This is a genomic window from Streptomyces liangshanensis (genome assembly GCF_011694815.1).
Classification (GTDB): Bacteria; Actinomycetota; Actinomycetes; order Streptomycetales; family Streptomycetaceae; genus Streptomyces; species Streptomyces liangshanensis.
In genome coordinates this window covers 3,812,129-3,834,956 of sequence record NZ_CP050177.1, presented here as the reverse complement: position 1 = coordinate 3,834,956, position 22,828 = coordinate 3,812,129, and the positions used below count along the sequence as shown (strand labels likewise).

The following is a 22,828-nucleotide window of genomic DNA, read 5'->3' as shown; positions in this document are numbered from 1 at the left end:
TTGGTTGAATCTTAAACTGTTTCTGCACCCTACAACGGAGACCCCCCTCCACCTATTCCGCCCGTCCACCCGCACCCCGCCCGTCCCTCCTGACGAGTGAACGCGAGAACGGGAAACGGCGCATCGCGACCACGCACGGCAACCTCTCGCTACGCTCCGCACCCGGACCAGGAGAGGATCTCGCATGCTCAAGCCGGTACGCCGCACAGGGATCGCCCTCGCGCTCGTGACGGGGCTCGCCCTGGCGAGCGCCTGCACGCCGGGCAAGGACGACGCGCCCGCCCGTACGGACGACAAGCCGGCCGTCACCGCCGCCGGGGTCCCCGCCCGGGCACTGGTCGTCTGGACCGACACCATGTGCGCCACCACCGCGACCCTCGACGAGACCCGGAAGGTGAGCGCGCGGAAGATCGAGGAACTCCTGCACCCCACCTCGGACCCCGCGAGCGCCCACACCTCCGCCCTCGAAGGCGTCGACTCCGACCCGGCCCCCGGTCCCGCGTACCGCCCGGACCCCGGATTCACCGCCGACAGCTACCTGAAGTGGGCCTCCTCCTCCGTGGAAGCCGTCGCCGCCGGCTACGCCGGACTGCGGCCGTCCGGCATCCCCGCCGCCGACCGCCTGCGCGCGCGGCTCGCGGCGGGCGTCGGCGAGATCCGCCCCGAGGTCACCAGGCTGTCCGACTACTTCGCGCTGACGAGCCTCTCCCCGGCGGAGCGGACCGAGCGCGCGAAGCGGGTCGGCGCGCTGCTGACCTCCGTACGACAGCCGCGCCCCGACCTGGCGGCGCTTGCCGACACGCACCAGGACCTGGCCGCCGCGTACCACCTGGCGCCCCGCTGCGTCCCGTCACCGGCCCCGGTCCGCCCGGTCCGCCCGGTACGTCCGGCCGACCCGTCCGCCTCGCCGGAACCGTCCCGTACCCCTGCCCCGGTCCGGTCTCAGGCCCCGGCCGAGCTGCCCCCGGCGGCGGACGGCACGGACTTCGCCGCCTGCGCGGACGGGAGGTGCGAGGTCCGGCTGACGACCGACCCGGCGGACATCAGGATCGGCGACCTGACCCTGACCGCGTGGGTGCGGAACCGCGTGGTCCGGCTGCACACCGCGTACCCGTCCGGCGGCTCCGGCTCGATGACCCTGGGCGAGGGCGGCAGGGGCTCGTACGGCAGGGCGGGCGGCACCACGGTCACGGTGACCGTGAAGCTGCTGCGCGCGGACGAGGCGAACGTGGACATCGCCACGGCGCGTTCGTAAACCGGTGGAGCGGCGCCACCGCGCGCCGCTAGCGTGCTGCCCGGTCGAGTCGTCTGGGCAAGGACGTGCCGTTGTACACCAAGTGAGATCTCCCGAGCGCTGATTCGTCGCGCGTCGCGCCTGCGCGCCGCGCTGCTTCCTGCTGCGGACTTCTCACTGGAAACGGTGTACCTCTGTGCTCAACATCTGGGTGGTCATGCCCACCTGCCCGCCTACTGTTCTCCGGCGCTGCCACGCCTGCCCGTCCGGACGTCTCCGGGTGAACGGCAAGTTCCGCGTCAACGCCCACCACAAGCTCCTCGACGTCTGGCTCCTCGCGCTGTGCGCCGCGTGCGGGGAGACGGCGAAGCTGACGGTCCTGGAGCGGGCGCGTGTACGTTCCGTACGGCCCGGCCTGCTGGACCGCCTGCACGCCAACGACCCGTCCCTGGCCGCCGAGTTGCTCCAGGACCCGGCGGTGCGGCGCCGTAACCGCATGGCTCTGGACTGGGACGGTGCCTGGCGCCTGGACACGGGCCGGTCGGACCGGCCGGAGGCTTGGGACAAGGCCCGGGCGGAGGCGGGGGCGGAGGCAGAGACGGAGGCCGTCGAGGTCTCGGTCCGCTTCGGCGCCCGGATACCCGTCCGTCCGGCGCGGCTGATCGCCGAGGGCTTCGGCCTGGCGCGGGCGGAGGCCGAAAGGCTCATCGCCGAGGGGAATCTCGTCTCGACGGTCCGTCTGAACGGCAAGCTCTCGGGCGACTTCACCTTCACGCTCAAGCGCTGAGACCCGAACGTCCCCGGGGCCGCGCGCGAGCCGGGCGGCCGGGCGGCCGGGCGGCCGGGCGGTCACTTTCGGACTTTCTCGCCTCAGGAGTCCGGACCGGCGGCCCCGGGGACGCCCCGCCCTTATTCTTCTACACGCGTGTAGAAATTTGCCCGCACACCCAATGATTCACATCTCCGGAGGACAACATGGCGTCGATCGATCTGGACAAGGTGCTGGACAAGGCATGGGCGGAGAAGTCCGTGCCCGAGGTCCTCGCCGCCCCCGTCTCCGCCCTCAAGGGCGTCTCCGACCGGCAGGGCGAACTGCTCAAGGAGGCGTTCGGGATCACCACGGTGGCCGACCTCGCCGACCTGAAGTACGCCCACTGGGCGCAGGCGCTGGCCGCACTCGACGCGGCCAAGTGACCGTACGGCGCGACTACACGTGAGGAGAGAACGCCGCGATGGTGTTCAAACGACTGCTCGGGTCGCTCGGCGTGGGCGGCCCGACGGTGGACACGGTCCTTGACCCGGGGCCCGCGCTGCCGGGTGGCGGTCTGACGGGACAGGTCCATCTCCGGGGCGGCGACGCCGCGTTCGACATCGAGCGGATCGGCCTGGAACTGGTCGCCCGGGTTGAGGTCGAGCAGGACGGCGGGGAGCACGAGGGAGGCGTCGTCTTCGAGCGCTTCACGGTGGGGGGCGGCTTCCGCCTGGGCGAGGGCGAGTCGCGCAGTGTCCCCTTCGCCGTGACCCTGCCGTGGGAGACGCCGGTGACGGAGCTTCACGGGCAGCCGCTCGGGATCGTGCTCGGCGTGCGCACCGAACTCGCGATCGCCGGCGCCAGGGACAAGGGCGACCTCGACCCGCTCGCCGTCGGGCCGCTGCCCGTGCAGGAAGCGGTCCTGGAGGCCCTGGGGCAGCTCGGTCACGGCTTCAGGTCCGCCGACCTGGAGTGGGGCCGTATCGGCGGTACGGGGCAGGGGTTGCCGTTCTACCAGGAGATCGAGTTGACCCCGGCGCCCGAGTACGCGCGCGTGGTCAACGAGATCGAGGTGACCTTCCTCGCCGGTCCGGCGGGCGTCGAGGTCGTGATGGAGGCGGACAAGCGGAGCGGCCTCTTCACCTCCGGCCAGGACGCGATCGCCCGCTTCACGGTCAGCCACGCGGAGGCCGGCCGGAGTGACTGGAACGCGCTGGTCGACACCTGGATCCGGCAACTCGTCGACCGGCGGACCGCCCCCGCGCCGTACGGATACGGCGACCCGCACGCCGCCCCGGCGACCGGGTACGGCGGCGCGTACGGCCACCACGAGCATCACGAACACCGCGAAGGGCAGCGCCGTTCCGGTCCCGGCATGGGCACGGTCGTCGCGGCCGGGGCGGCCGGCCTCGCGGTGGGGGTGGTCGGAGGCCTGGTGGCGGCGGAGGTCGTCGACGAGATCGGCGACGCCTTCGAGGGGGACGACGAGGGCGAGGAGGAGGACGAGGGCTGAGGGGGGCCGCTCCGGCGGCGGCCCGAGGGGCGGGGCCGCCCCCACGGCGGCCCGACCCCTGCTAACTTCTACAGTGATGTAGAAATTGAACGCCCCGGGACGGCCCGTGCCGCCCCGGGGCGTCCCCGATGACGTTCGGAGCTGACATGGCCCTCTGGGATCGCCTCAAGGAATCCGCCTCGACGATGCAGACGCAACTCGTCGCGAAGAAGAACGACCTGAAGAGCGGCGCGTTCCGCGACGCCAGCATGGCGATCTGCGCGCTGGTCGCCGCCGCGGACGGCACGATCGACCCGTCGGAACGGCGTCGGGTCGCCCAGCTCATCAGCACCAACGAGGTGCTCCAGAACTTCCCCGCCGCCGACCTCCAGCGGAGGTTCGACGACAACCTGAACAAGCTCCTCGCCGACTTCGACTTCGGCAAGGTCAGCGTGTTGCAGGAGATCGCCAAGGCGGCGAAGAAGCCCGCCGAGGCCCGGGCGGTCGTCCAGATCGGCATCGTCATCGGCGGCGCGGACGGCGACTTCGACAAGACGGAACAGGCCGTGGTCAGGGAGGCCTGCCACACCCTGGGCCTGCCCCCGCACGAGTTCGACCTGTAAGCCCGACGCGCCGCGGGCGGGGGGGAGGCGCTGCGCGCGCGGAGCGGGGTGAGGGGGCGGTGGCGCGGGGCGGGGTGCGGGCGCGGGTACGGCCCCGGGCGCGGGTACGGCCCCCGGGCGCACGCGTACGGATACCGGGCGTCCCCGCGTACGGATACCGGGCGACCGTCCGCCGCGTACGCGGAGCGGGGCGTCCCCCGCGTACCGGCGGCCAGGCGTACGGCCTCCGCCCCGCACCGGCCTTCGCCCCTCGCCCCCGGCCGCCGACTCTCGCGGCCCCTTACCGGCCGCAGCCCCTCGCCCCCGGTTGCGGCGCCTCACCGGCCTCCGCCCCGCACCGAGCGCGCCCCTCGCCCCCGGCCGGCCGGCGATCCCCTCGCCCCGGCCGACCGGCAACTCCGCCGCCCGCCACCCGCCGTGACCTCAGAGCGGCGTGGCCGCCTTGAGGACGAGGAACAGGGTGACCGCCGAGTTGGCCGAGGACAGGGCCGACACCGTGGCGCCGCCCGCCGCCGTCCACGCCGCCAGCCCCACGGCGGTGCACACCGGCGGCCACTGCCGCACCGCCGGGGCCGGCCCCAGGAGCGCCGCCACCCGCCGCGGTACGGGCCCAGGCGTGGCGAAGCCCGCCAGGGTGGCCACGGGCGCGCCCTGCGAGACCAGGGCCGCCTTGCCCACCGCCAGGGCCATCGCCCGCCGGCTGCCGATCACTTCGGCGCCGTCCTCGTCCGCCCACCGCTCCGTCGTGTAGGCGACCGCCGTGCGCAGGGGGCGCAGGAACGGGTTGACCTGCGCCGCCAGGCGTACGACCAGCAGGAAGCGGTGGTGGCGACCGGTCAGGTGCGCGCGTTCGTGCGCGAACACGGCGCGTCTCTCGCGGCCTTGGAGGCACGCCAGCATCCCCCGCGACACCACCACCCGCCCGCGCCGCCCCGGGAGCGCGTAGGCGTACGGCGCCGCGTCGGGAAGCACCGCCACCTCCCTGTCCGGCAGTCCCGCCAGGGCGCGGACCACCTGGCGCCGTACCCGCCGGTGCCGCCACACGGTCCGCAGACAGGCGGCGACGGCCACGGCCAGCGCCGGGATGGCGGCCTTGCCCGCGACCTCGTCGTACGGCACCGCCTCCCGCACCTCGGGGTCCGACCAGCCGTCCGGGAGCGGGTTCCCGGGCAGTGTGGCGGTGCCCACGACCATCAGCAGGCCCAGGCACAGGGTGCTGCACACGGCCAGCACACCGGCCGCCGCCGTCAGCAGCAACGTCGCGCCGCGCGGGTGGAGATGGTGTTCGGCGAGCCGCGCCACGGGCCAGGCCGTGAGCGGCAGGACGAGGGGGAGGAAGACGAAGAGCCCCACGCCGGTCAGTTCTCCTGTTCCCGCTCGCCGCGCAGCAGTTCCCGCAGGAGCAGCTCGTCGTCCCGCGGCAGCGCGGTGACGAAGCTGGCGAGCACGGCCTCCCGGTCGCTCTCCCCGTCCAGCACCTTGCGCATCCGCAGCGCGGCCAGGTCGGCCTCGGCGGCGACCGGCGACCAGACGAAGGAACGCCCCGACTTCTCCCGCGTCACGACGCCCTTGACCAGCAGCCGGGTCAGGATCGTGATGACCGTGGTGTACGCGAGACCGTCCCCGAGTTCCTGCCGTACCCATGCCGTGCTCGCCGGCCCGGGGGACGCCCGCAGGGCGGAGAGGACCTGGACCTCCAGTTCCCCCTGCCCCCGCCGACGCGACGATTCCCGCGGATCTCCCATCACGCCCACCTCCCGCCGCCCCCGCCCGCTCCGAACCCGCCCACTGCGAACGCTCATCGTAGCCAGCCGCGCGCGAGGGCAGGCGGGGGCGCCGGAGAGGGGGACGCGCCGCGCCCTACCCCGCGTGGCGCGCGGCGTACGCGACGAACGCGGCCCAGGCGGCGGGGGCGAGGAGGAGGGCGGGGCCGGCGGGGTTCTTGCTGTCGCGGACGGGGATGAGGTGGCCGTGGGTGGGCGCCCACTCCACGCAACCGCCGCCGTTGCCGTTGCTGTAGGTGGACTTGACCCACTGGGCGCGGGTCAGGTCAAGGGTGGTCCGCATGAGGATGTGCCTCCGTCGCTGCTCGGATGAACTCCGCCGACTCCGACGTTCCTACTTGTTCGGCAGGAGCTTGTGCCCCGGCACGAGTTTGGACGGCCTTCCGTTCGCGCCGATACGGCGGAGCTTGCCGACACCGTCGTACCGCCGGGAGTGGAGCAGGAGGCCGAGGCCGAAGATGGGGAGAAGAACCCCGGTTATGCCGGTGTACCCGTACCACGAGGCGTTGTCCGGATCCAGGTCGAGATCCGGGCCGTCCGGCTGCATGCCGACGCCGAAGGTCAGCCAGAGCAGGAAGGCGGAGAGGGCCAGGAGGACAAGCCCGACGACGAAGTAGCGCACGCGCAGCGCGGTCGTACGGGCACAGCTGTCGACGGTCACCAGGAACTGTTCGCCGCAGGCCGAGCAAACGATTCCGCTCGTGCGGTTGCCTTTCCTGGGCCGTACGGGAAGCGGTTGGACCTGGTGGTTGGTGACGAGGACCGCGACCCCACGCGCACTCAGTATGTGGGCGAAGTAGGTTCTCGGCTGATCCATGACGATGCTGCTTCCGAACGCCATGTGGCGCCCCCCTCGGACGATTGCCTCTGAACAGACGGCAATCATGCCCGCGTCACATACCAGCCAATCACCCTGAATCCGCCAACTGGCCAGGAGGCGAGGCGCGTTCGCCCTACACCGTGTGGCGCGCGGCGTACGCGACGAAGGTGGCCCAGGCGGCGGGGGCAAGGAGGAGGGCGGGGCCGGCGGGATCCTTGCTGTCCCGGACCGGGATGACGTTGCCGTGGGCGGGTGCCCATTCGAGGCAATTGTTGCCGCCGGTGCCGCTGAACGACGACTTGACCCACACGGCGTGGGTGAGCCTGGGGGTGGCGCTCATGTCGGTAGGGCCTCCATCGCGGACTCGATCATCTTTGCCGCCTCCTTGGGCGACAGGGCACACGCCCTCAGCAGATCGTAGGTCCGATGGCGCGCAGTCACGACATGCTTTTCCTCGAACAACGTGCCAGTGACACTGTTCTCCTCCCAGACAACTTGCGTGCCGTTTCCCAGAGTCATCAGCTTCACCGAGCCCCCGGCCATGGCGTGTCCCCCATGCTCGAACGGGAGAACTTGCAAGACGCTGGTAGAGGTGAGCGTCAGGTCGAGCAGCCGGGCCAGTTGCTCCCGCATGACGGCGGGGCCGCCGAACGATCGTCGCAACACCGCCTCATCGAGAATGGCGAAGAAGTCAGGCGCGGGGTCCGCCGTGAGCAGGCTTTGTCGGCTCATCCGAGCCGTCACCAACTCGTTGATCTCGTCATCCGTCGCCCGCGGGTGGTGGACCTCGAACAGGGCGCGCGCGTAACCCTCGGTCTGCACGAGCCCCGGCACCAGCTGACCCGAGTACTCCTGGATCAGCCGTGCCTGCGTCTCCAGCTCCATCAGCCTCCGGAACTGGTCCGGATGGATCTCGTGCCTCGCCAGGCTGTACAGCTTCACGAACAACCCGTCCGTGCCGAAGGCGGCGTCCAGGCGTTCGGCGAGGTCCGGGGGGATCATCGCGTCGGCGGTCTCGTACCGCGCCAGCGAACTCTTCGCGTACCGCACCACGCTCGCCAGGCTCTCCAAGCTCATCCCGGCCTGTTCGCGCAGCCTTCGCATCTCCGAGCCGAACAGATGGCGGGCCGAACGGTCGGGTGTCAGCTCGCGCGGTCGTGGTGCCATGCCGGAACCCCTTATCCCCGTGGGCGGATTGGGAGGGAAATGGCTTCTGATCCTACGCAGAGTTGCCGATGCTTGTTGCACAGACGGTGACATTGCGATGACGGAAGGCACACCCCCCATGGGCGAGCGAGCCGCCGGAACGGCGGACAGTACGGCGGAACTTGAGGCCACGATCCACGGCGGCGGCTTCTGGCGGCTCGTGCCCGAGCGGGTCCCCCGCATGTACGACCCGGTGACCGAAGAGCTCCTGGAACGCGTCCTGGACGGATTGAGGCGAGTGGCGGAATGACACACAGCAAGGCGAGGCACTTCCTGTCCAGGCTCACGGAGGAGTTCGGCTCGGACGGCCTCCTGGTCGTCCGCAAGCCCGAGGCCGCCGGCGGCGACGCCGACCTGGTGCCGGGGGCGGCCCTGCGCTGGCCCAAGTGCGAGTGCGGCCGGAAGTTATGCCCCGACTACGAACCGCCGGGCAGGACGTGATCGCCCACGGCCGTGCCCGGGCCCCCGAATCGGATGATCTTTGACGGGAAGCATCCGTGCGTCACCGAACGCATGCATAGCGTGATCACCGGACGGGGTCGAAGGGCCTCGCGAACGGAAAGGCACATCGATGGCGAAGTCGAAGATCTCTCTCGACGTCACGGCCGCGGCGCGGAGCGGCTGGGTCCGCTGGTTGCCCAACGCGCTGCCGGGCGCGGGCTACATCAGGCTGGAGAACTCCGGGGGCAAGGACATCAAGGTCTCGAAGATCACCAGTCCCGACTACAAGCGCGTGACGATCTACCGGACGGTGACCGACACGGAGAGCTCGAAGATGGTCAAGCTCGACGGCGTCACGCTCCCGGCCAAAGGCGAGTTCTCGTTCGTACCGGGCGCTCACCACCTCATGCTGGAGAAGCCGACCCGCCTGATCACGCCGGGGGACAACGCCCGCGTCATCTTCTTCCTGGACAACGGCACGGTCTTCAAGACGCGGCTCCCCGTCCGTACCTCGCCCGACCTCTACTGACGGACTCCCCCCTCCACCGCGGCCCCTCGCCGATTCCAGCCACCAGGAGAACCAGAGACATGACCACGTACCACCTCGACCTCGGCGACAGCAACGCGGAAGCGCTCGACTCGGTCACCAAGCTGACCCTGACGGGCAGCGAACTCGACTTCGACGCGTTCCTCGCCTCCAACTCCAGTGCCCCCGTGCCGTTGTGGGGCAACGTGGTCCTCACCCGGGGCGACGTACGCCATCCCGCGACCACCACCTGGGTCGAGGACGTCGAGAACACCGAGACCCACCAGGACGTCGTCCTCATCGCGGGCGACCCGTCCGCCCCCACCGCCCGGCGCGTCCGCCTCGCCGACGCCTGGGCCAGCGCGAGTTACCACTTGGACGAGGACGACGACCCCGACGCGTTCGTGATCACCTTCGCCGACATCACGATCGAGAAGTGACCGAGGAGCACGCGACCGCGCGCAGGACCTGACCGGCCCCCACCCGCCCCGGCCCTCCACCGGGGCGCTCCACCGGGGCGGGTGACACCCCGCCCCGGACCCGCCCTGACGGCGCGTCACGAGGACCCGCGACCGGACCCGCTCCCGCTCCCGCTCCCACGACCGGACCCGCTCCCGCCGCCGAGACCGGACCCGCTCCGCCACTCGTAAGCACCCGGCGCCGTTACCAGCACCTCACTGGGCCAGGCCCGCTCCACCTCGCGCAGGTGCTCGCGCTGCTCCTCGACCCACTCACCCTCCAGGGCCACCGGGACGCCGACGTACGCGCCGGAAGCGGAAGCGTCCTCGACGAGGACCGTGGGGCAATCACGATCGTCGTCGGAGAACTCGAAGCGAACCACCGGCCCGTTCCCCTGGTCCAGCCACTCGGCGTCCTGACCCCGGTCGAGCGCATCCAGAACCACCGACCAGGACGCCAGGTCCGCCGGACAGAGGCCCACACGGAGCCGCCCGCGGACAAAGCCGCTCTCCACGACGATCTCCGCGTCGAGCAGGTCATGCAGCGGAAGAATGCCCTCCGCGTGCCGCCCCCGCACCCGTACCCGAACCCTGTTGTCACCGTCGGAAAGATCGACGAGATCCACAACTCACCTCCCACAACACACCCTCATGCGGAATCCCCCACGTCATCCGGCGGACGAGGCGCCGTCGCCGAGGGGCCTGACCCAGCGGCTCCACTGCTCCTCGGCGTGGTAACCGGCCGCGCGCCACGCGTGATGGGCGAGTTCGTTGTGGTCCAGGACCATGGCGTCGGCCCGGCGGCCGCCCAGTGACACGAAGCGTTCGTGGGCGGCGTCGAGCAACGCCGCCCCGACGCCCCGGCGGCGGTGGTCGGGGGCGACGGCCAGCCGGTACAGATGGCAGCGCCACCCGTCGTAACCGGCGATGACCGTACCGACGATCACCCCGTCCCGTTCGGCCACCAACAGGGCCTCGGGGTCACGGACAAGCAGCCGGCTGACCCCGTCGGCGTCGTCGGTGATGCTGATGCCCTCGGCCGACCGGGCCCAGAAGGCCAGCAGGGCGGGAACCTCGGCGATGCGCGCGACGCGGACCTTCATCCCGCCGACCTCGCTGATCTCGTTCATCGGGATTGTCTAGCAGCACCGACACGGACAGAGCATTGCGTTTATCGCCCCGCGGCACCGATGAGTTCCGCACGCCACGGAAGTCTCAACGCCGACACACAAGCCACAGCACCCCAACCACACCCCACCCCCTACGTGCCCCGGAGAGACAGACATGTCAGCAGCCCGAGAGCAGTCGGCCGGCGCCGGCGCCCGAGTCGTCTCCGCCGACGGCACCGAGATCGCGTTCGAGCAGTCGGGCAGCGGGCCGGCCTTAGTGCTGGTGGCCTCGGCCCTGGCCGACCGCTCCGACACGACCAGACTCGCCGCCCTCCTCGCCCCGCACTTCACCGTGATCAACTACGACCGGCGCGGCCGGGGTGCCAGCGGCGACGCCGCCGCCTACGCCCCCGACCGCGAGGTGGAGGACATCGCCGCCCTGATCGAGCACGTCGGCGGTTCGGCGTCGCTGTTCGGCTCGTCCTCCGGAGCGGTCCTCGCCCTCCGCGCGGCGGCCGCCGGACTGAACGTCGACCGCCTGGCCCTGTACGAGCCGCCGTTCGTGGTCGCCGAGGGCGACGACGGCCCGCCCAGGGACCTCGCGCGGCAGGTCGACGCTCTGCTCGCGGAGGGCCGGCCCGGCGACGCGGTCAAGTACTTCATGACCAGGGTGCAGGGCATGCCGGGCATCGCCGTGTTCTTCATGAAGCTCATGCCGAAGGTGTGGGCGAACCTGACCGGGATGGCCCACACCCTGCCGTACGACATCGCGGTCATGGGCGACACCCAGCAGGGCAGGCCGCTCGACGCCGAGGAGTGGAAGGGGGTGGCCGCGCGCACCCGCGTACTGACCGGCGCCAAGAGCCCGGCCGCCTTCCAACGCGCCGCCCAAGCCCTCACCGAGATCCTGCCGCACTCCGACCACCACACCCTCCCCGCCCTGAACCACGGCGCACCCGTCATGGCCCCGAAGAAGCTCGCCCCCCAGATCATCGCTTTCCTCAAGCCCTGACCCGCCCCGCCACCAGGGTGGGGTCAGCCGATCGCCTGCCGGACCTTCCAGTAGTCGTTCGGACCGATCACCTCGCTGCCGGTGCCGGACAGGGCCGCCCTGCCGCCGAGGTGGAGCCGTACGGATCCGTCGGAGCGCAGCGCCCAGATGTCGGGGATGTTGTCGTCGTTGGCGTCGGGCGTCCCCATGATCTGGAGGACGGCGGAGCTGAACCAGCCGGACGCCGCGTACTCGGTGTCCGCCCCACCCTGTGAAGTGGCCGCCGACGCGAGCGAGTTCAGGTCCACGCCACCGGCGGCGCGCTTGATGCCCGTACGCAGCAGGAGTCGTCCCGATTCGTCCGTACGGTAGAGCAGATCGGTGACGCCATCGCCGGTGATGTCCAGGACGGTGACGATGTCCCTTGTCGTCCAGGCCGTGGCGGAGAGCCGTGTGGCCTGTTCGACCGTCGCGCCGCTGTAGCCGGTCAGGGCCCAGAGAGCGTCGCCGACCGTGACGAAGAAGTCGGTCTTGCCGTCACCCGTCGCGTCTCCGGCCGAGACGATCTGGGTGAAGGTGGCGGGATCGGGGGCTCCGGCCGGGAGGAGGATCTCACGACGCTTGTCGGTGTCCACGGCGCCGTAGCCGTCGCCGGGGTAGACCCACAGCTTGCCCTCGACGCGCACGACGAGGTCCTGGAGCCCGTCGCCGCCGTAGATGTCTCCGTTGTGCGTGATCAGCGCCTTGTCGAAGTGTTTGGTCGGCGGGGCGACCTGGTCGGGGAGCTTGTCGCCGTTGGGGTCCTTGTCGGGATTGCCGCGATAGGCGCCCGGCATGGAGTAGTCGAGGTCTCCCGAGCCCTTGGACAGATCGTTGGTCGCCTGGGAGGGATAGATGAACAGGCGCCCGTCGTCGGCGACGGTGAAGAGGTCGGGCAATTCGTCGCCGGTGAAGTCACCAGGAGTGTCGGCCTCGGCCTTGGGCGACGCGTAGAACAGGTACTTGTTCGGCTCGGAGACGTGGCCGACCGCGTCGACCGCCCGCACGTAGAGCACGTTCGGCCCGGCGGTCGGTGGTTTGGCGGTCGAGACCTTCGCGCTCACCGACGCCGCCGTGCCGTTCGTACGGGCCAGGGAGAAGGGGTAGCTCGCCGAGTTGAAGCCGTACTCGTACCGGACCACGTCGGTGTCGAGCGCGCGGAAGGTGAAGGATCCCGCGATGCCGAACGTGGTGGTGCTCCAGATGCTGTCCTCGGGCTGGATGCCGAAGCCGTTCCGGTTCGCGTCGGCGTTGGGGAAGTCCGTGGACGTCACCACGGGCGGCCTCGGCGCCGCGGTGTCCATGATGAACCGGCAGGGCGTGCCCTTCGGCGCGTAGTCGGAGCTGGACCCGGCGTCGTCGACCGACCTCACGCGCCACGAGTACTTCGTGTTGTTGGTCAGCTTCGTCGTGGAGAAACCGCTGGTGGTGACACGCGCGCTGGTGGTGTCCCCGCCCACCGACTTCTTGCCGGTGGTCTTGAGCATGTCGCCCACGGTCTCCCACTTCCCCGTGGGCCACAGGTCGAAGTCCAGGTAGTCGAGGTTGCGGTCCTTGTCGCCGGCCGACGCGGTGAAGGTGATGTCCCCGGCGCCTATGCGGACGTACGGCTCCGTGGTGGTGCACCTGGCGTCGGGCCCCAGGTCCAGGGAAGTGGGCGTGTCAGGGCGGCGGTTGTAGACGATCTCCAGGTAGGGGGCGTTCTCGCCGTTGGCGGCGAACTTCTTCCAGGAGTACTGCGAGTCCTCGTTCACCGCGCGCATGCCGAAGGTGATGGTGTCGGCACCCTTGTCCGCCGCCGTCTGGGCCGCCTTCTTGACGTCGAAGGTCTCGTACGCGTCGCGGCATCCGGACTTGTAGCCGTGGGCGAAGCTCCGCGTGGTGATCTTGTTGCCGTCGTTGAGCTTCGGGGCGTTCTTCCAGTTCGTCTTCGAGTTGATCTCGCCGGTCAGGTGCACGCTCATGGCCCGGTCGGTGCAGGACCAGGCGTACGTCTCCAGGAGGCGCAGAGTGGCTTTGGTGATCACCGTTCCCTTGAGGGAACTGTCGTAGTCGATGTTGAGGAAGGATCGCGACGTACCCCACGTGTCGGACTCGAAGCCGACCCGCGCCTCGTGTGTGCCGCCCTTGTTGAAGCCCTTGCCGTTGTAGAACGTGGCCTTCGGGTAGCGGTCGTAGACCGTGGTCCAGTTCTGCACGTGCTTCTTGACCGACGGGTCGATGAAGACGGGGTAGACCGTGGACGGGTCGGTCAGCAGATCCGCGTCCGGGGTGATGAGCCACTTGCCGCCCGCGAGCGCGGCCTCGACCAGCGCTCCGTGCGAGTCGGGGGACGGGCCGTCCAGGGCGGGCAGGGAGAGGGTGGCGGCCGACCCGGTCTGCGAGGGAGCGGGTGTGGGCTCGGCCGGGACCGGCGGAAGCGGTGACTCCGAGACGGGGGGAACGGATTCGTCGCTCGGGGGCGGCAGCGTCTCGGGGTACGGGTCCCTCTGCTCGTCGGTCTCCCCGTCGGCCTCCGGGTCGGTGCTCTCCGAGGGGGAGGGCGTCTCTTCCGGGGGCGCCGAGTCGGAGGGCAGGACCTCCGGTGCCGTGGGCTGGGCGGTCGCCCCGACCTCGCCGTCGGTCACGGCGGGGGACCCGGCGTTGTCCCACATGACGGGGGAGGGCGACAGGGCGATCTCGTCGCCGTCGCTGTTCTCGGCCGTGACGATGTCGGACGCCGGGTCGAGCCGGAAGCTGAGGGTCGGTGAGGACAGGCCGTAGGCGAGCTGCGCGACGCGCGGGTCGGCGGCGGCGGCGCGGTTCTTCACCACCAGGAGCTGGGAGAACCCCTCGTCGTCGGCGGTGAGCACCAGGTCCGCGCCCGGGATGATCTCCGGGTACAGCGCTCTGTCGCCGTCGATGATCGGCTGCGGGACCGGGCCGGGCCAGGTGAGCTGGATGTCGTGGCCGTCCGCGTGCAGCGTGACCAGCGGACTGTCCGCGTCGTCGGCCGCGGCCGCGCTCCTGAGAAGTCCGACGCGGCGCACCGTACCGCGGGAAGCGCGTTCGTCGCGGCCGGCCGAACCGGCGGAGGCGGCGGAGGCGGCGTCGGATCCGGCGGAGAACACCATTTTGGTGTTGGTGGCCGCGGGCTCCCAGCCCCGGCCCGTCCGGTGCAGCGAGGTGTCGATGGTTTCCCACACGCCGTCCACCTCGGCGCGGATGGGGGAGACGTAGATCCGGCGCGACATCTGGCCGTCGGGGCGCGCCCAGGTGGTGGTGTCAGCCGTACGCAGGGAGGAGATCTCGACCGGCTTGCCGGTCCGCGCCGCCTGGGTGAGCGCGTCGGCCTCCTTCACCACCGGGGCCGCCGCGGGCGCGTGGGATCCGCCGGCGGACGGTTCCGGCCCGGTGAGTCGTAGGCCCGCGTAGGTCAGCCCGGTCGCGGTGATCGCGGCCGCGCAGGCCAGGGCGACGGCGCGCCGGCCCGGCAGGCGGTTTCTGCGTTGTGGCATGAGTGAGACCCCTCCCCCTCGGCCCCGGCGTTCGGCGGGTCGCCGACCGGGGATACGGAGCCCCCGCGCGGGCCTGAGCACACGAGCCTGAGCACACGAGATGAGCGAGCAGATCATGACCCATGTGTGAGCGGCCGTCACCCTGCGGAAATGGCGCGCGGCTTCGGGGGCGACCGGCGCGGGTCGGTCGGTGACGCCCCGTCATCGGTGCCGTCTCCGCCGCCAGGGGTGAGGAAAGCCGCGTAACCGCCCAAAGATCGGGGTGAATTGATCGTGAAGGCACATGGCTGGGCGCAAGGTCCCTTTGATCGTTGATGTGGCGGGAAGTCGCTGATCGGGTGCTTGTGTGCCACTTCTGTGGAACGTGCCTGTGATTGATCCATTACGTCAAGTGATGATCATCACTTGATCATTAATTCTCTGGTGTTTCCTCACAGCTCCCCCACAGAATCAGCGCGTTCTTGCACGACGTCCCGTGCGGCCCACCCCGGTGCCGCGCTCACTGGTCCGGGGGGATCCTGGCGTGTCTCGCCTGTCTGAAACTCGCCGTCGCTGGCGCCGCGTTCGCCACACCGTGGTGCCCACCGTGGGCCTCGCCCTGCTGGTGGGGCTGCTGCCCGCGCAGGCACTGGCGATCCCGCCCAGCCCTGACAAGATCGGTCGCGAGGATCTGGTCCTGGAGCAACTCGACCAGGAGCAGCCCGTACCGGGCAAGGTCCTCCGCAAGGACCTGGACAGCCTGAAGGCCGACGTGCCCAAGGACCTCGGCGCGGCGCCGGCGGGCACGACCACGGTCCCGCTGAAGGACTCCGGGAAGATCAACTTCGATGCCGTCCCGAAGTCCGCGTCCGCGCGTGTCAACGGTGTGACGGCGGCCGCCGCCACCGCTCCCGTCGAGGACCTCCCGGTCAGCCTCGGGCAGGCGGCCGGCCAGGCCGCGCCCACCGGCACGTGGCAGGTCGACGTGGACGGCCGGACGGAGACAGTGGCCCGTGGCGTGGACGGGGCGGTGGTGACGCTGCGCGCCCCGGCCGACGCGGTGCCGGTGTCCGTGCGGTTCGACTACAAGAAGTTCAAGAATCTGTACGGCGCGGACTGGGCCTCCCGTCTGCGCTTCGTGCAGTTCCCCCCGTGCTACCTGACCACTCCGGACGTCGAGGAGTGCCAGGCGTACGACGAGGTGGAGACGGTCAACGACACCGCCACCGGCACGGTGACCGCGACGGTGGACGCGTCCGCCGACGTCACGGCCACGACCGCGTCCTCCTCGGCGTCCTCCTCTTCCACGAGCCGTCAGCAGGGGGCAACCGTCCTGCGGGCCGGCTACCGCACCCAGGCGGCGGCCGCGGGCGGCACCGCCGTGCTCGGCGTCACCGACTCCGGCTCAGGAGAAGGCGGTTCGTTCAAGGCGAGCCCGCTGGCGTCCAGCGGGAAATGGTCGGCCGGCGGTTCGTCCGGCTCCTTCGCCTGGTCGTATCCGCTGGCGGTTCCCCCGACGCCCGCGGGTCCGTCTCCCAACGTCTCCTTCGAGTACGACTCGCAGGAGGTGGACGGCAGGACGGCCGTCTCCTCGCCGCAGGCGTCGTGGATCGGCGAGGGCTGGAACTACGAGCCCGGTCACATCGAGCGCCGCTACCGCTCCTGCAAGGACGACTCCAAGACGCTCAAGGCGGGCACGCCCAACAACACCGCCAAGAAGAACAAGACGTCCGACCTGTGCTGGGTGTCGTACAACGCGGTGATGTCGCTGAACGGCCGCACCACCGAACTGGTCCGGGTGGGCAGCACCGACACGTACCGCCCGCAGAACGACGACGGCACCCGCGTCGAGCTGAGGACCGGCGCCACCAACGACGACAACAACGGCGAGCACTGGGTGGTCACCACCCCGGACGGCACGACGTACTACTACGGCCTGAACGCGGTCGGCGGCGGTCACGCGAACACCGCTTCGGTGTCCACCGTCCCCGTCTACGGCAATCACCCCGAGGAGCCCTGCCACGAGGCCGGCTTCGCCGACTCCCGCTGTGGGGCCGGGAAGCAGCAGGCCTGGCAGTGGGGCATGGACAAGGTCGTCGACGTCCACGGCAACGCCATGGTCGTCAACTGGAAGCAGGAGACCAACTACTACGCGGTCAACAAGAAGTTCAAGGCGCCCGAGAACTACGACCGGGCCGCGTACCCCGTATCCATCGAGTACGGGATGCGTACCGCCGACCTGACCAAGCCGTCGGCGACCGTCGAGTTCAAGGTCGAGCAGCGCCGCCTCGCGACGGGGACCGCCTGCGACCCGGCGAACTTCGCCAAGACCGACGACCCCGGTGCGTACCGCCCCTGGTGGGACTCCCCGGGCAACCTCAACTGCAAGTCCACCTCCAAGCTGTGCCCTCCGTTCCCCTCCTTCTGGACCCAGCTCCGCCTGGACTCGGTGACGACGAAGGCCGCCCGCCCGGGGCAGACCGGACTGGGCAAGGTGGACACGTACACCCTTCACCAGTCCTTTCCCGCCGACTGGTACGACACCTCTCCCAGCCTGTGGCTCAACTCCCTGACCCGTACCGGCTTCGCGCCGGGCGACACCAAGGGAACGGTCCAGTCCGCGGACGGAGTCAGCTTCAGCCACTACACGGTCGGCAGCGCCTCACCGCTGAGGGCGCGGCTGAAGGACCGTCAGCTGCGCAACCTGGTGCCCTCCGGGACGAGTGACAAGCGCCCCGGCTTCACCCGCCCGCGCATCGGCGTCGTCTCCACCGAGAACGGCGGCGACATCGAGGTCGAGTACACCGGCGGCTGCGCCACCGAACCCACCACCGACAAGGGCAAGGCCAACGGCACCTGCTACCCGGTGCGTTGGTCTCCCGACGGGGACGAGAAGACGCCCGCCAAGGCCTGGTTCAACAAGTACGTCGTGGACTCGGTCACCGAGACCGACAAGGTCACGACGCACTCGCGGCCGGTGGTGACCTCGTACAAGTACACCTCACCGGCCTGGGACAAGAGCGACGACGAGTTCAGCCGCCCCTCCCTGCGCACGTACAGCATCTGGCGCGGCTACCGCCAGGTCGCCACCACCAAGGGTGGCTCCACGGCCAAGGAGGAGGACCCGGATCCGGCGTCGTACTCCGTCACCCGTTACTTCCAGGGCACGGGCGGAGCCGTCAAGGACTCCACCGGCGCGGTCGTACTGCTCGCGGACGACGCGACACAGTTCGCGGGCATGGCGGCGGAGAGCCTCACGTACAAGGAGGCCGGCGGCCGTCTGCTCAAGCGCGCCCTGACCTTCCCCGAGTCGAAGCAGACCGCCTCCCGTGGCCGGGAGGCGGAGGACGGCACGGACCTGGACCCGCTGCTCGCCCAGCGCACCTGGGTGGGGCGGACGGACGCCGTCCAGACCGTCGGCAACAGCTGGCAGACGGTCAGGACCGCGACCACGATGGAGGAGACCTACGGTCTGCCCATCGAGATGGAGATGTCGGTCGTCAAGCCCAACGGCACCGGCGAGACCGTGAGCAACCAGGTCTGCGTACGGACGTCCTACGTCCACAACAAGACCGCCTGGATCATCGGGAAGACCAAGGAGTCGCGCTCCACGGCGACCCCCTGCTCGAAGTTCGACACCGCTGATCCGGAGACCCAGCTGCTCAGCTCCGTGCGGACCTCGTACGACAACCAGGCGTGGGGCGAGGAACCCGTCAAGGGTCTGGAGACCCTCGTGGCGGAGATCAACGGCAAGGGCACGTCCCACTCCATCACCACCACCAGCACCTACGACGACCTGGGCCGGGTCAAGAAGGTCACCAGGCCTCTGACCGGTTCGACCGAGACCGTGTACACCCCGGCCGACGGTGGTCCCGTCACCGCGGTCAAGACCATCAACGCCAAACTGCACGAGTCCACCACGACGTACGATCCCGGCCGCGGCCTGCCGTTGACCGCCACCGACTCCAACGGCCGCGTCACCCGCAACGAGTACGACGCGCTCGGGCGCCTGGTCAGGGGCTGGTCCCCGTCCCGCTCGTCGGGCGGCAAGTCGCCGGACGCCGAGATCGTCTACCAGACCGCCGTCGCGACACCCGCCGAGACCAAGCCGGCCGCCGTCACGGTCAAGACCCTCAAGGACGACGGCGGATACGCCAGTCAGGTCACCCTCTACGACGGTCTGTCGCGTGAGGTGCAGACCCAGAGCGAGGCGCACGGCGCCGGCCGGATCATCACCGACACCAAGTACAACGACCACGGGCTGGTCCAGGAGCAGACCAGCGGCTACCTGGCGAAGGGCAACCCGGAGACCAAGCTGTTCGCCCGGATCTCGGAAACCCTGGTACCGAGCAAGACGCGCACCCAGTACGACGGCCAGGAGCGCGTGGTTCACGCCATGCGCTACCACGGCAGCACGTACCAGAACGAGATCAGAAGCACCTACGACGACACCACCGTCACCGTCGACCCCCCGGGATCGACCACCGCCACCACCAAGAGCTCGACCGACGCGCTCGGCCGGGTCACCTCCATCACGCACTACACCACCGCCGCCGGGGCGAACGGCGCCGGCCGCACCACCGACTACTCCTACGACGCGCGGGGCAATCGCACCAAGGTCATCGACCCGGCCGGCAACGTCTGGTCGTACCTGTACGACGTCCGCGGCCGCCAGATGCAGGCGACGGATCCGGACACGGGCGACACCCTGACCGAGTACGACGACGCCGACCGCGCGGTGAAGACCACCGACACCCTCGGCAAGACCGTCTTCACCGAGTACGACGAGCTGGACCGGCCCGTCGCCGTCCGCGAGGGATCGGTCGACGCGGAACCGATCAAGAAGTTCACGTACGACATGGCGGGCGCGCTCGGCCTGCCCGTCGCCACGATCCGGCATGACGCGTCCGGCGACTACGTCAACCGCGTGACCGGCTACGACACCGACTACCAGGTCACCGGCAGCGAGACGGTGATACCCGCCAACACGATGACGGCCGGCCTGTCGGGTACGTACGCCTACTCGTACGCCTACACCCCGACCGGGAAGCCCCTGTCGGTCACGCTCCCGGCGAAGGGCGGCCTGGCGGGCGAGAAGGTCGTCACCCGCTACAACTCCGACGGCCTGGCCGAGTCCACGTCCGGCGCCAACTGGTACACGTCCGACGTCACTTACTCCCCGTACGGTGAGCCTCTGCGCGCGGTCAGCGGATCGCAGCCCTCGCGGGTCTGGACGACCAACTTCGTCGACCAGCACACGGGAAGTCTCCAGCGCACCCTCACCAACACGGAGACGGTCGGCAAGACGCCGGTCGCGGACAGCACGTACGCGTACGACGCCGCGGGCATCGTCACCGCCAACGCCAGCAAGATCAGCAACGGGACCAGTGCGACCTGGGACAACCAGTGCTACACGTACGACGCGCTGGGTGAACTGGTCCATGCCTGGACCTCCAACATCACCCCGAACGACTCGGGGACGGGCTGTCGTTCGTCGGGCAACGTCAACTGGGGTCCCAGGTCCGACGGTGCCCCGAGCAGCGGACCGGTCGCGGACGCCGCCTCGACGGCCGTCGACGGGACCAACCCCAGCGCCGCGCTGACGTCGTCACTGGCCGCGGCGGCGCCCGCCGCCGGCACGGTCTCCACGACGGCCACCAGCGCCACCGCGTACCGCCAGTCCTTCACCTTCGACCGGCTCGGCAACCGAGCCACCCTGACCGAGCACAACACGGCCGACGCGACGAAGAACGTCACCCTCACGTACTCCTACGGCCGCCAGGTGGCCGGCAAGGGCCTCGTCCAGCCGCACACCCTCTCCGCGATCGCCTCCACGACCGCGGGGCAGGGCAGCTCGTACACGAACAACGACGCGGGCAACACGACCGATCGCGACCTCCCGGGCAACACCCAGGACCTGGACTGGAGCACCGAGAACAAGCTCCGGACCATCACGGTGAACGGCGTCAGGACGACGTACATCTACGACGCCGCCGGGAACCGCATCCTGGAGAACTCGCCTACCGGGTCCACCCTGTACCTGGGCGAGACGGAGCTGACGACCGACTCCACCGGCAAGATCACCCGCGCGTCGCGCTCCTACGGCCAGGCGGGCGCGCCCACGGTGGTCCGGACGGCCACGAACGGCGCGACCACGGGCCACAAGCTCAACGTCCTGATCACCGACCAGCTGGGCACGGCCAACACGTCCGTCGAGCTGGGCGGCACCCAGCCGGTGACCCGGCGCGCCTTCAAGCCGTACGGAGAGGCCCGCGGCCCGAAGCCCACGACGTGGCCGAACAAGCGCAGCTACCTGGGCGTCGGCATCGACGACACCGCGACGGGCCTGACCCACATGGGCGCCCGCGAGTACGACCAGGCGGCGGGCCGCTTCCTCTCGGCGGACCCGGTGATCGACCTCGCGGACCCGCTCCAGATGAACGGCTACGCGTACAGCAACAACAGCCCGATATCCGGTTCCGACCCGTCCGGCCTCTACTGCGACAGCTGCAACTGGGACACTCCGCAGGGCAACAAGGACGGAAAGACCAAGCCAGACGGTTCCCACCCGGGAAATACCTCCCCGAATACCCCGACCACCCCGAAGCCTGCCCTCATCAAGGACGTTGGCAACGGGCCGGCTCCGCTCCTCCCGCTGAAGACGGCGAAGAAGTGGATGTCCAAGGGGTACCCGTCGCGTAACCAGATCGCCAGGACTGTTGGTCCGTACAAGTCGCTGCTGAGTAAAGAGCTGGAGCTTGAACTCTATTACCGTGAGCAGTGCATGGCTTCGGGTCCCAATGATTTCTGCCTGGAAGCCCGTAAATTCTACGACGGCTATAAGCATGTGGAGGGGCTCGATCTTGGTCCCAAGTGCCCCATTTGCGAGAATCCCGGCCTCGATATCATCTTGAGTAGCCGCGTGGGTGGCAAGGGTGCCCCCCGGGCTATCAGCTGCACCAAATGTTTTCTCGCCGGCACCGATGTCCTCATGGCCGACGGCAAGACCAAGAACATCGAAGACGTCAAGCTCGGTGACAAGGTGATGGCCAGGGATCCGGAGACTGGTGAGTCCGGACCCAGAGCCGTGACGCGGCTGATCGTCACCGAAGGGGACAAACACTTCAACACCCTGTCCATTGCGACACCGGACGGGATCAAGAAGCTCACGGCGACTCACGAGCACCCCTTCTGGTCACCCTCCGAGGGTCGATGGGTTGAGGCACGAGATCTCCGGCCCGGGGCAACCCTCCTCACGGATCACAGCAAGACGGTAATCGTCACAGCTAACCATCCGTTCACGAAGCGTGCCCGGACGTACAACTTCACGGTGGATGACCTCCACACGTACTATGTGCTGGCGGGGGAGACGCCGGTCCTGGTTCACAACAGCGAGTGCTTCACCAAGATTTCTCGGCAGAAGCAAGATCAGCACGTTGCGGGAACCAAGGAATATGAGGAGCGGCTTGCCCAAGGTACGCCGACGTCCGTTTTCGCATCCCGCAGTGAAGCCGATGCGTATGCTCGTTACGCATGGGAGCACGGATCCCCGGTGCCCGGTCGTCCGAATATTCGCCAGTATAATTTTGGCAAACCAGTGGGGAGGAGTCCCATACCGCGCGACGGATCGGCTCCTGGTTGGCAGACCAGCGTACGAGCTCATATTGATGGAAAGGGTCGCGTGCACGGGCACCCGGTCGGCCCCGTCTATCGAGACTAGCGCATTAAGGAAAGGGGGACTTATGGGAGCGAGAGCCTCATGGCCTTGGCGGGCATGGGACGAATTGATGCGAGATATTCGGAACGCCTACGAGGACATCGATGCGCCACGGAGATCTTTCGTCTTGGCTGTTGAGCAAATTCAACCCTACCGCGATC

Annotated in this window: 19 protein-coding genes; 10 read left to right on the top strand and 9 right to left on the bottom strand. The window is 69.7% G+C overall.

Features of this window, described 5'->3' with window-relative positions; all coding sequences use genetic code 11:
- Window positions 1-184: 184 nt before the first annotated feature.
- The 5 genes from HA039_RS16505 to HA039_RS16485 all read left to right on the top strand — a co-directional run bounded on the left by HA039_RS16505 (window position 185) and on the right by HA039_RS16485 (window position 4,100).
- Window positions 185-1,255, top strand: a complete 1,071-nt coding sequence (locus HA039_RS16505; protein ID WP_167030121.1) for a hypothetical protein — start codon at window positions 185-187, stop codon at window positions 1,253-1,255.
- A gap of 175 nt (window positions 1,256-1,430) precedes the next feature.
- On the top strand, window positions 1,431-2,021 hold the full coding sequence (locus tag HA039_RS16500; RefSeq protein WP_167030118.1) for a DUF1062 domain-containing protein: 591 nt from the start codon (window positions 1,431-1,433) through the stop codon (window positions 2,019-2,021).
- A 188-nt stretch (window positions 2,022-2,209) separates the two neighbouring features.
- A complete protein-coding gene (locus tag HA039_RS16495; RefSeq protein ID WP_167030115.1) occupies window positions 2,210-2,428 on the top strand; it encodes a hypothetical protein in 219 nt (72 codons plus the stop codon).
- Window positions 2,429-2,466: 38 nt separating this feature from the next.
- Window positions 2,467-3,498 carry a sporulation protein gene (locus HA039_RS16490; protein ID WP_167030112.1) on the top strand — a complete coding sequence of 344 codons (1,032 nt, stop codon included), beginning with the start codon at window positions 2,467-2,469 and terminating at the stop codon, window positions 3,496-3,498.
- A 146-nt stretch (window positions 3,499-3,644) separates the two neighbouring features.
- Window positions 3,645-4,100: a tellurite resistance TerB family protein gene (locus tag HA039_RS16485; protein WP_167030109.1), complete on the top strand. Its 456-nt coding sequence runs from the start codon at window positions 3,645-3,647 to the stop codon at window positions 4,098-4,100.
- A 423-nt stretch (window positions 4,101-4,523) separates the two neighbouring features.
- On the opposite strand, the gene HA039_RS16480 is transcribed toward HA039_RS16485, so the two are convergent.
- The 6 genes from HA039_RS16480 to HA039_RS16455 all read right to left on the bottom strand — a co-directional run bounded on the left by HA039_RS16480 (window position 4,524) and on the right by HA039_RS16455 (window position 7,871).
- A complete protein-coding gene (locus HA039_RS16480; RefSeq protein WP_167030106.1) occupies window positions 4,524-5,453 on the bottom strand; it encodes a M56 family metallopeptidase in 930 nt (309 codons plus the stop codon).
- Between the two features lie 5 nt (window positions 5,454-5,458).
- Entirely contained in the window at window positions 5,459-5,845 is a 387-nt protein-coding gene (locus tag HA039_RS16475) for a BlaI/MecI/CopY family transcriptional regulator (RefSeq protein ID WP_167030103.1), read from the bottom strand.
- A 115-nt stretch (window positions 5,846-5,960) separates the two neighbouring features.
- Window positions 5,961-6,167, bottom strand: a complete 207-nt coding sequence (locus tag HA039_RS16470) for a DUF397 domain-containing protein (protein ID WP_167030100.1) — start codon at window positions 6,165-6,167, stop codon at window positions 5,961-5,963.
- Window positions 6,168-6,218: 51 nt separating this feature from the next.
- Entirely contained in the window at window positions 6,219-6,701 is a 483-nt protein-coding gene (locus tag HA039_RS16465) for a hypothetical protein (protein WP_167030097.1), read from the bottom strand.
- Between the two features lie 136 nt (window positions 6,702-6,837).
- Window positions 6,838-7,044 (bottom strand): DUF397 domain-containing protein, encoded by a 207-nt coding sequence (locus tag HA039_RS16460; RefSeq protein WP_167030094.1) that lies wholly within the window; start codon window positions 7,042-7,044, stop codon window positions 6,838-6,840.
- Window positions 7,041-7,871 (bottom strand): helix-turn-helix domain-containing protein, encoded by an 831-nt coding sequence (locus tag HA039_RS16455; protein WP_167030091.1) that lies wholly within the window; start codon window positions 7,869-7,871, stop codon window positions 7,041-7,043. The genes HA039_RS16460 and HA039_RS16455 overlap by 4 nt, the downstream gene beginning before the upstream one ends.
- 118 nt (window positions 7,872-7,989) lie before the next feature.
- Between HA039_RS16455 and HA039_RS16450 the strand changes: the two genes are divergently transcribed.
- The 3 genes from HA039_RS16450 to HA039_RS16440 all read left to right on the top strand — a co-directional run bounded on the left by HA039_RS16450 (window position 7,990) and on the right by HA039_RS16440 (window position 9,317).
- On the top strand, window positions 7,990-8,160 hold the full coding sequence (locus HA039_RS16450) for a hypothetical protein (RefSeq protein ID WP_167030088.1): 171 nt from the start codon (window positions 7,990-7,992) through the stop codon (window positions 8,158-8,160).
- A 321-nt stretch (window positions 8,161-8,481) separates the two neighbouring features.
- Window positions 8,482-8,880, top strand: coding sequence for a copper chaperone PCu(A)C (locus tag HA039_RS16445; protein ID WP_167030085.1), 399 nt, complete (start codon window positions 8,482-8,484; stop codon window positions 8,878-8,880).
- A 59-nt stretch (window positions 8,881-8,939) separates the two neighbouring features.
- The gene (locus tag HA039_RS16440; RefSeq protein WP_167030082.1) at window positions 8,940-9,317 is read left to right on the top strand and encodes a hypothetical protein; all 378 of its coding nucleotides are present in this window, start codon (window positions 8,940-8,942) and stop codon (window positions 9,315-9,317) included.
- Between the two features lie 116 nt (window positions 9,318-9,433).
- Here HA039_RS16440 and HA039_RS16430 read toward each other — a convergent pair whose 3' ends face one another.
- Together HA039_RS16430 and HA039_RS16425 are read right to left on the bottom strand one after the other, a co-directional pair.
- Window positions 9,434-9,961 carry a DUF5959 family protein gene (locus HA039_RS16430; protein WP_208298630.1) on the bottom strand — a complete coding sequence of 176 codons (528 nt, stop codon included), beginning with the start codon at window positions 9,959-9,961 and terminating at the stop codon, window positions 9,434-9,436.
- A 42-nt stretch (window positions 9,962-10,003) separates the two neighbouring features.
- Entirely contained in the window at window positions 10,004-10,465 is a 462-nt protein-coding gene (locus tag HA039_RS16425) for a GNAT family N-acetyltransferase (protein WP_167030079.1), read from the bottom strand.
- 154 nt (window positions 10,466-10,619) lie between these two features.
- Here HA039_RS16425 and HA039_RS16420 point away from each other — a divergent pair, with 154 nt between their 5' ends.
- Complete coding sequence (locus tag HA039_RS16420; RefSeq protein WP_167030076.1) at window positions 10,620-11,456, top strand: alpha/beta fold hydrolase; 837 nt, start codon at window positions 10,620-10,622, stop codon at window positions 11,454-11,456.
- 23 nt (window positions 11,457-11,479) lie between these two features.
- Here the strand turns inward: HA039_RS16420 and HA039_RS16415 are convergent, their stop codons facing one another.
- Window positions 11,480-14,971 (bottom strand): DNRLRE domain-containing protein, encoded by a 3,492-nt coding sequence (locus HA039_RS16415; protein WP_167030073.1) that lies wholly within the window; start codon window positions 14,969-14,971, stop codon window positions 11,480-11,482.
- 577 nt (window positions 14,972-15,548) lie between these two features.
- On the opposite strand from HA039_RS16415, the gene HA039_RS16410 reads away from it, so the two are divergent.
- Window positions 15,549-22,670: a polymorphic toxin-type HINT domain-containing protein gene (locus tag HA039_RS16410; protein ID WP_243869505.1), complete on the top strand. Its 7,122-nt coding sequence runs from the start codon at window positions 15,549-15,551 to the stop codon at window positions 22,668-22,670.
- The last annotated feature ends 158 nt before the right edge of the window (window positions 22,671-22,828 follow it).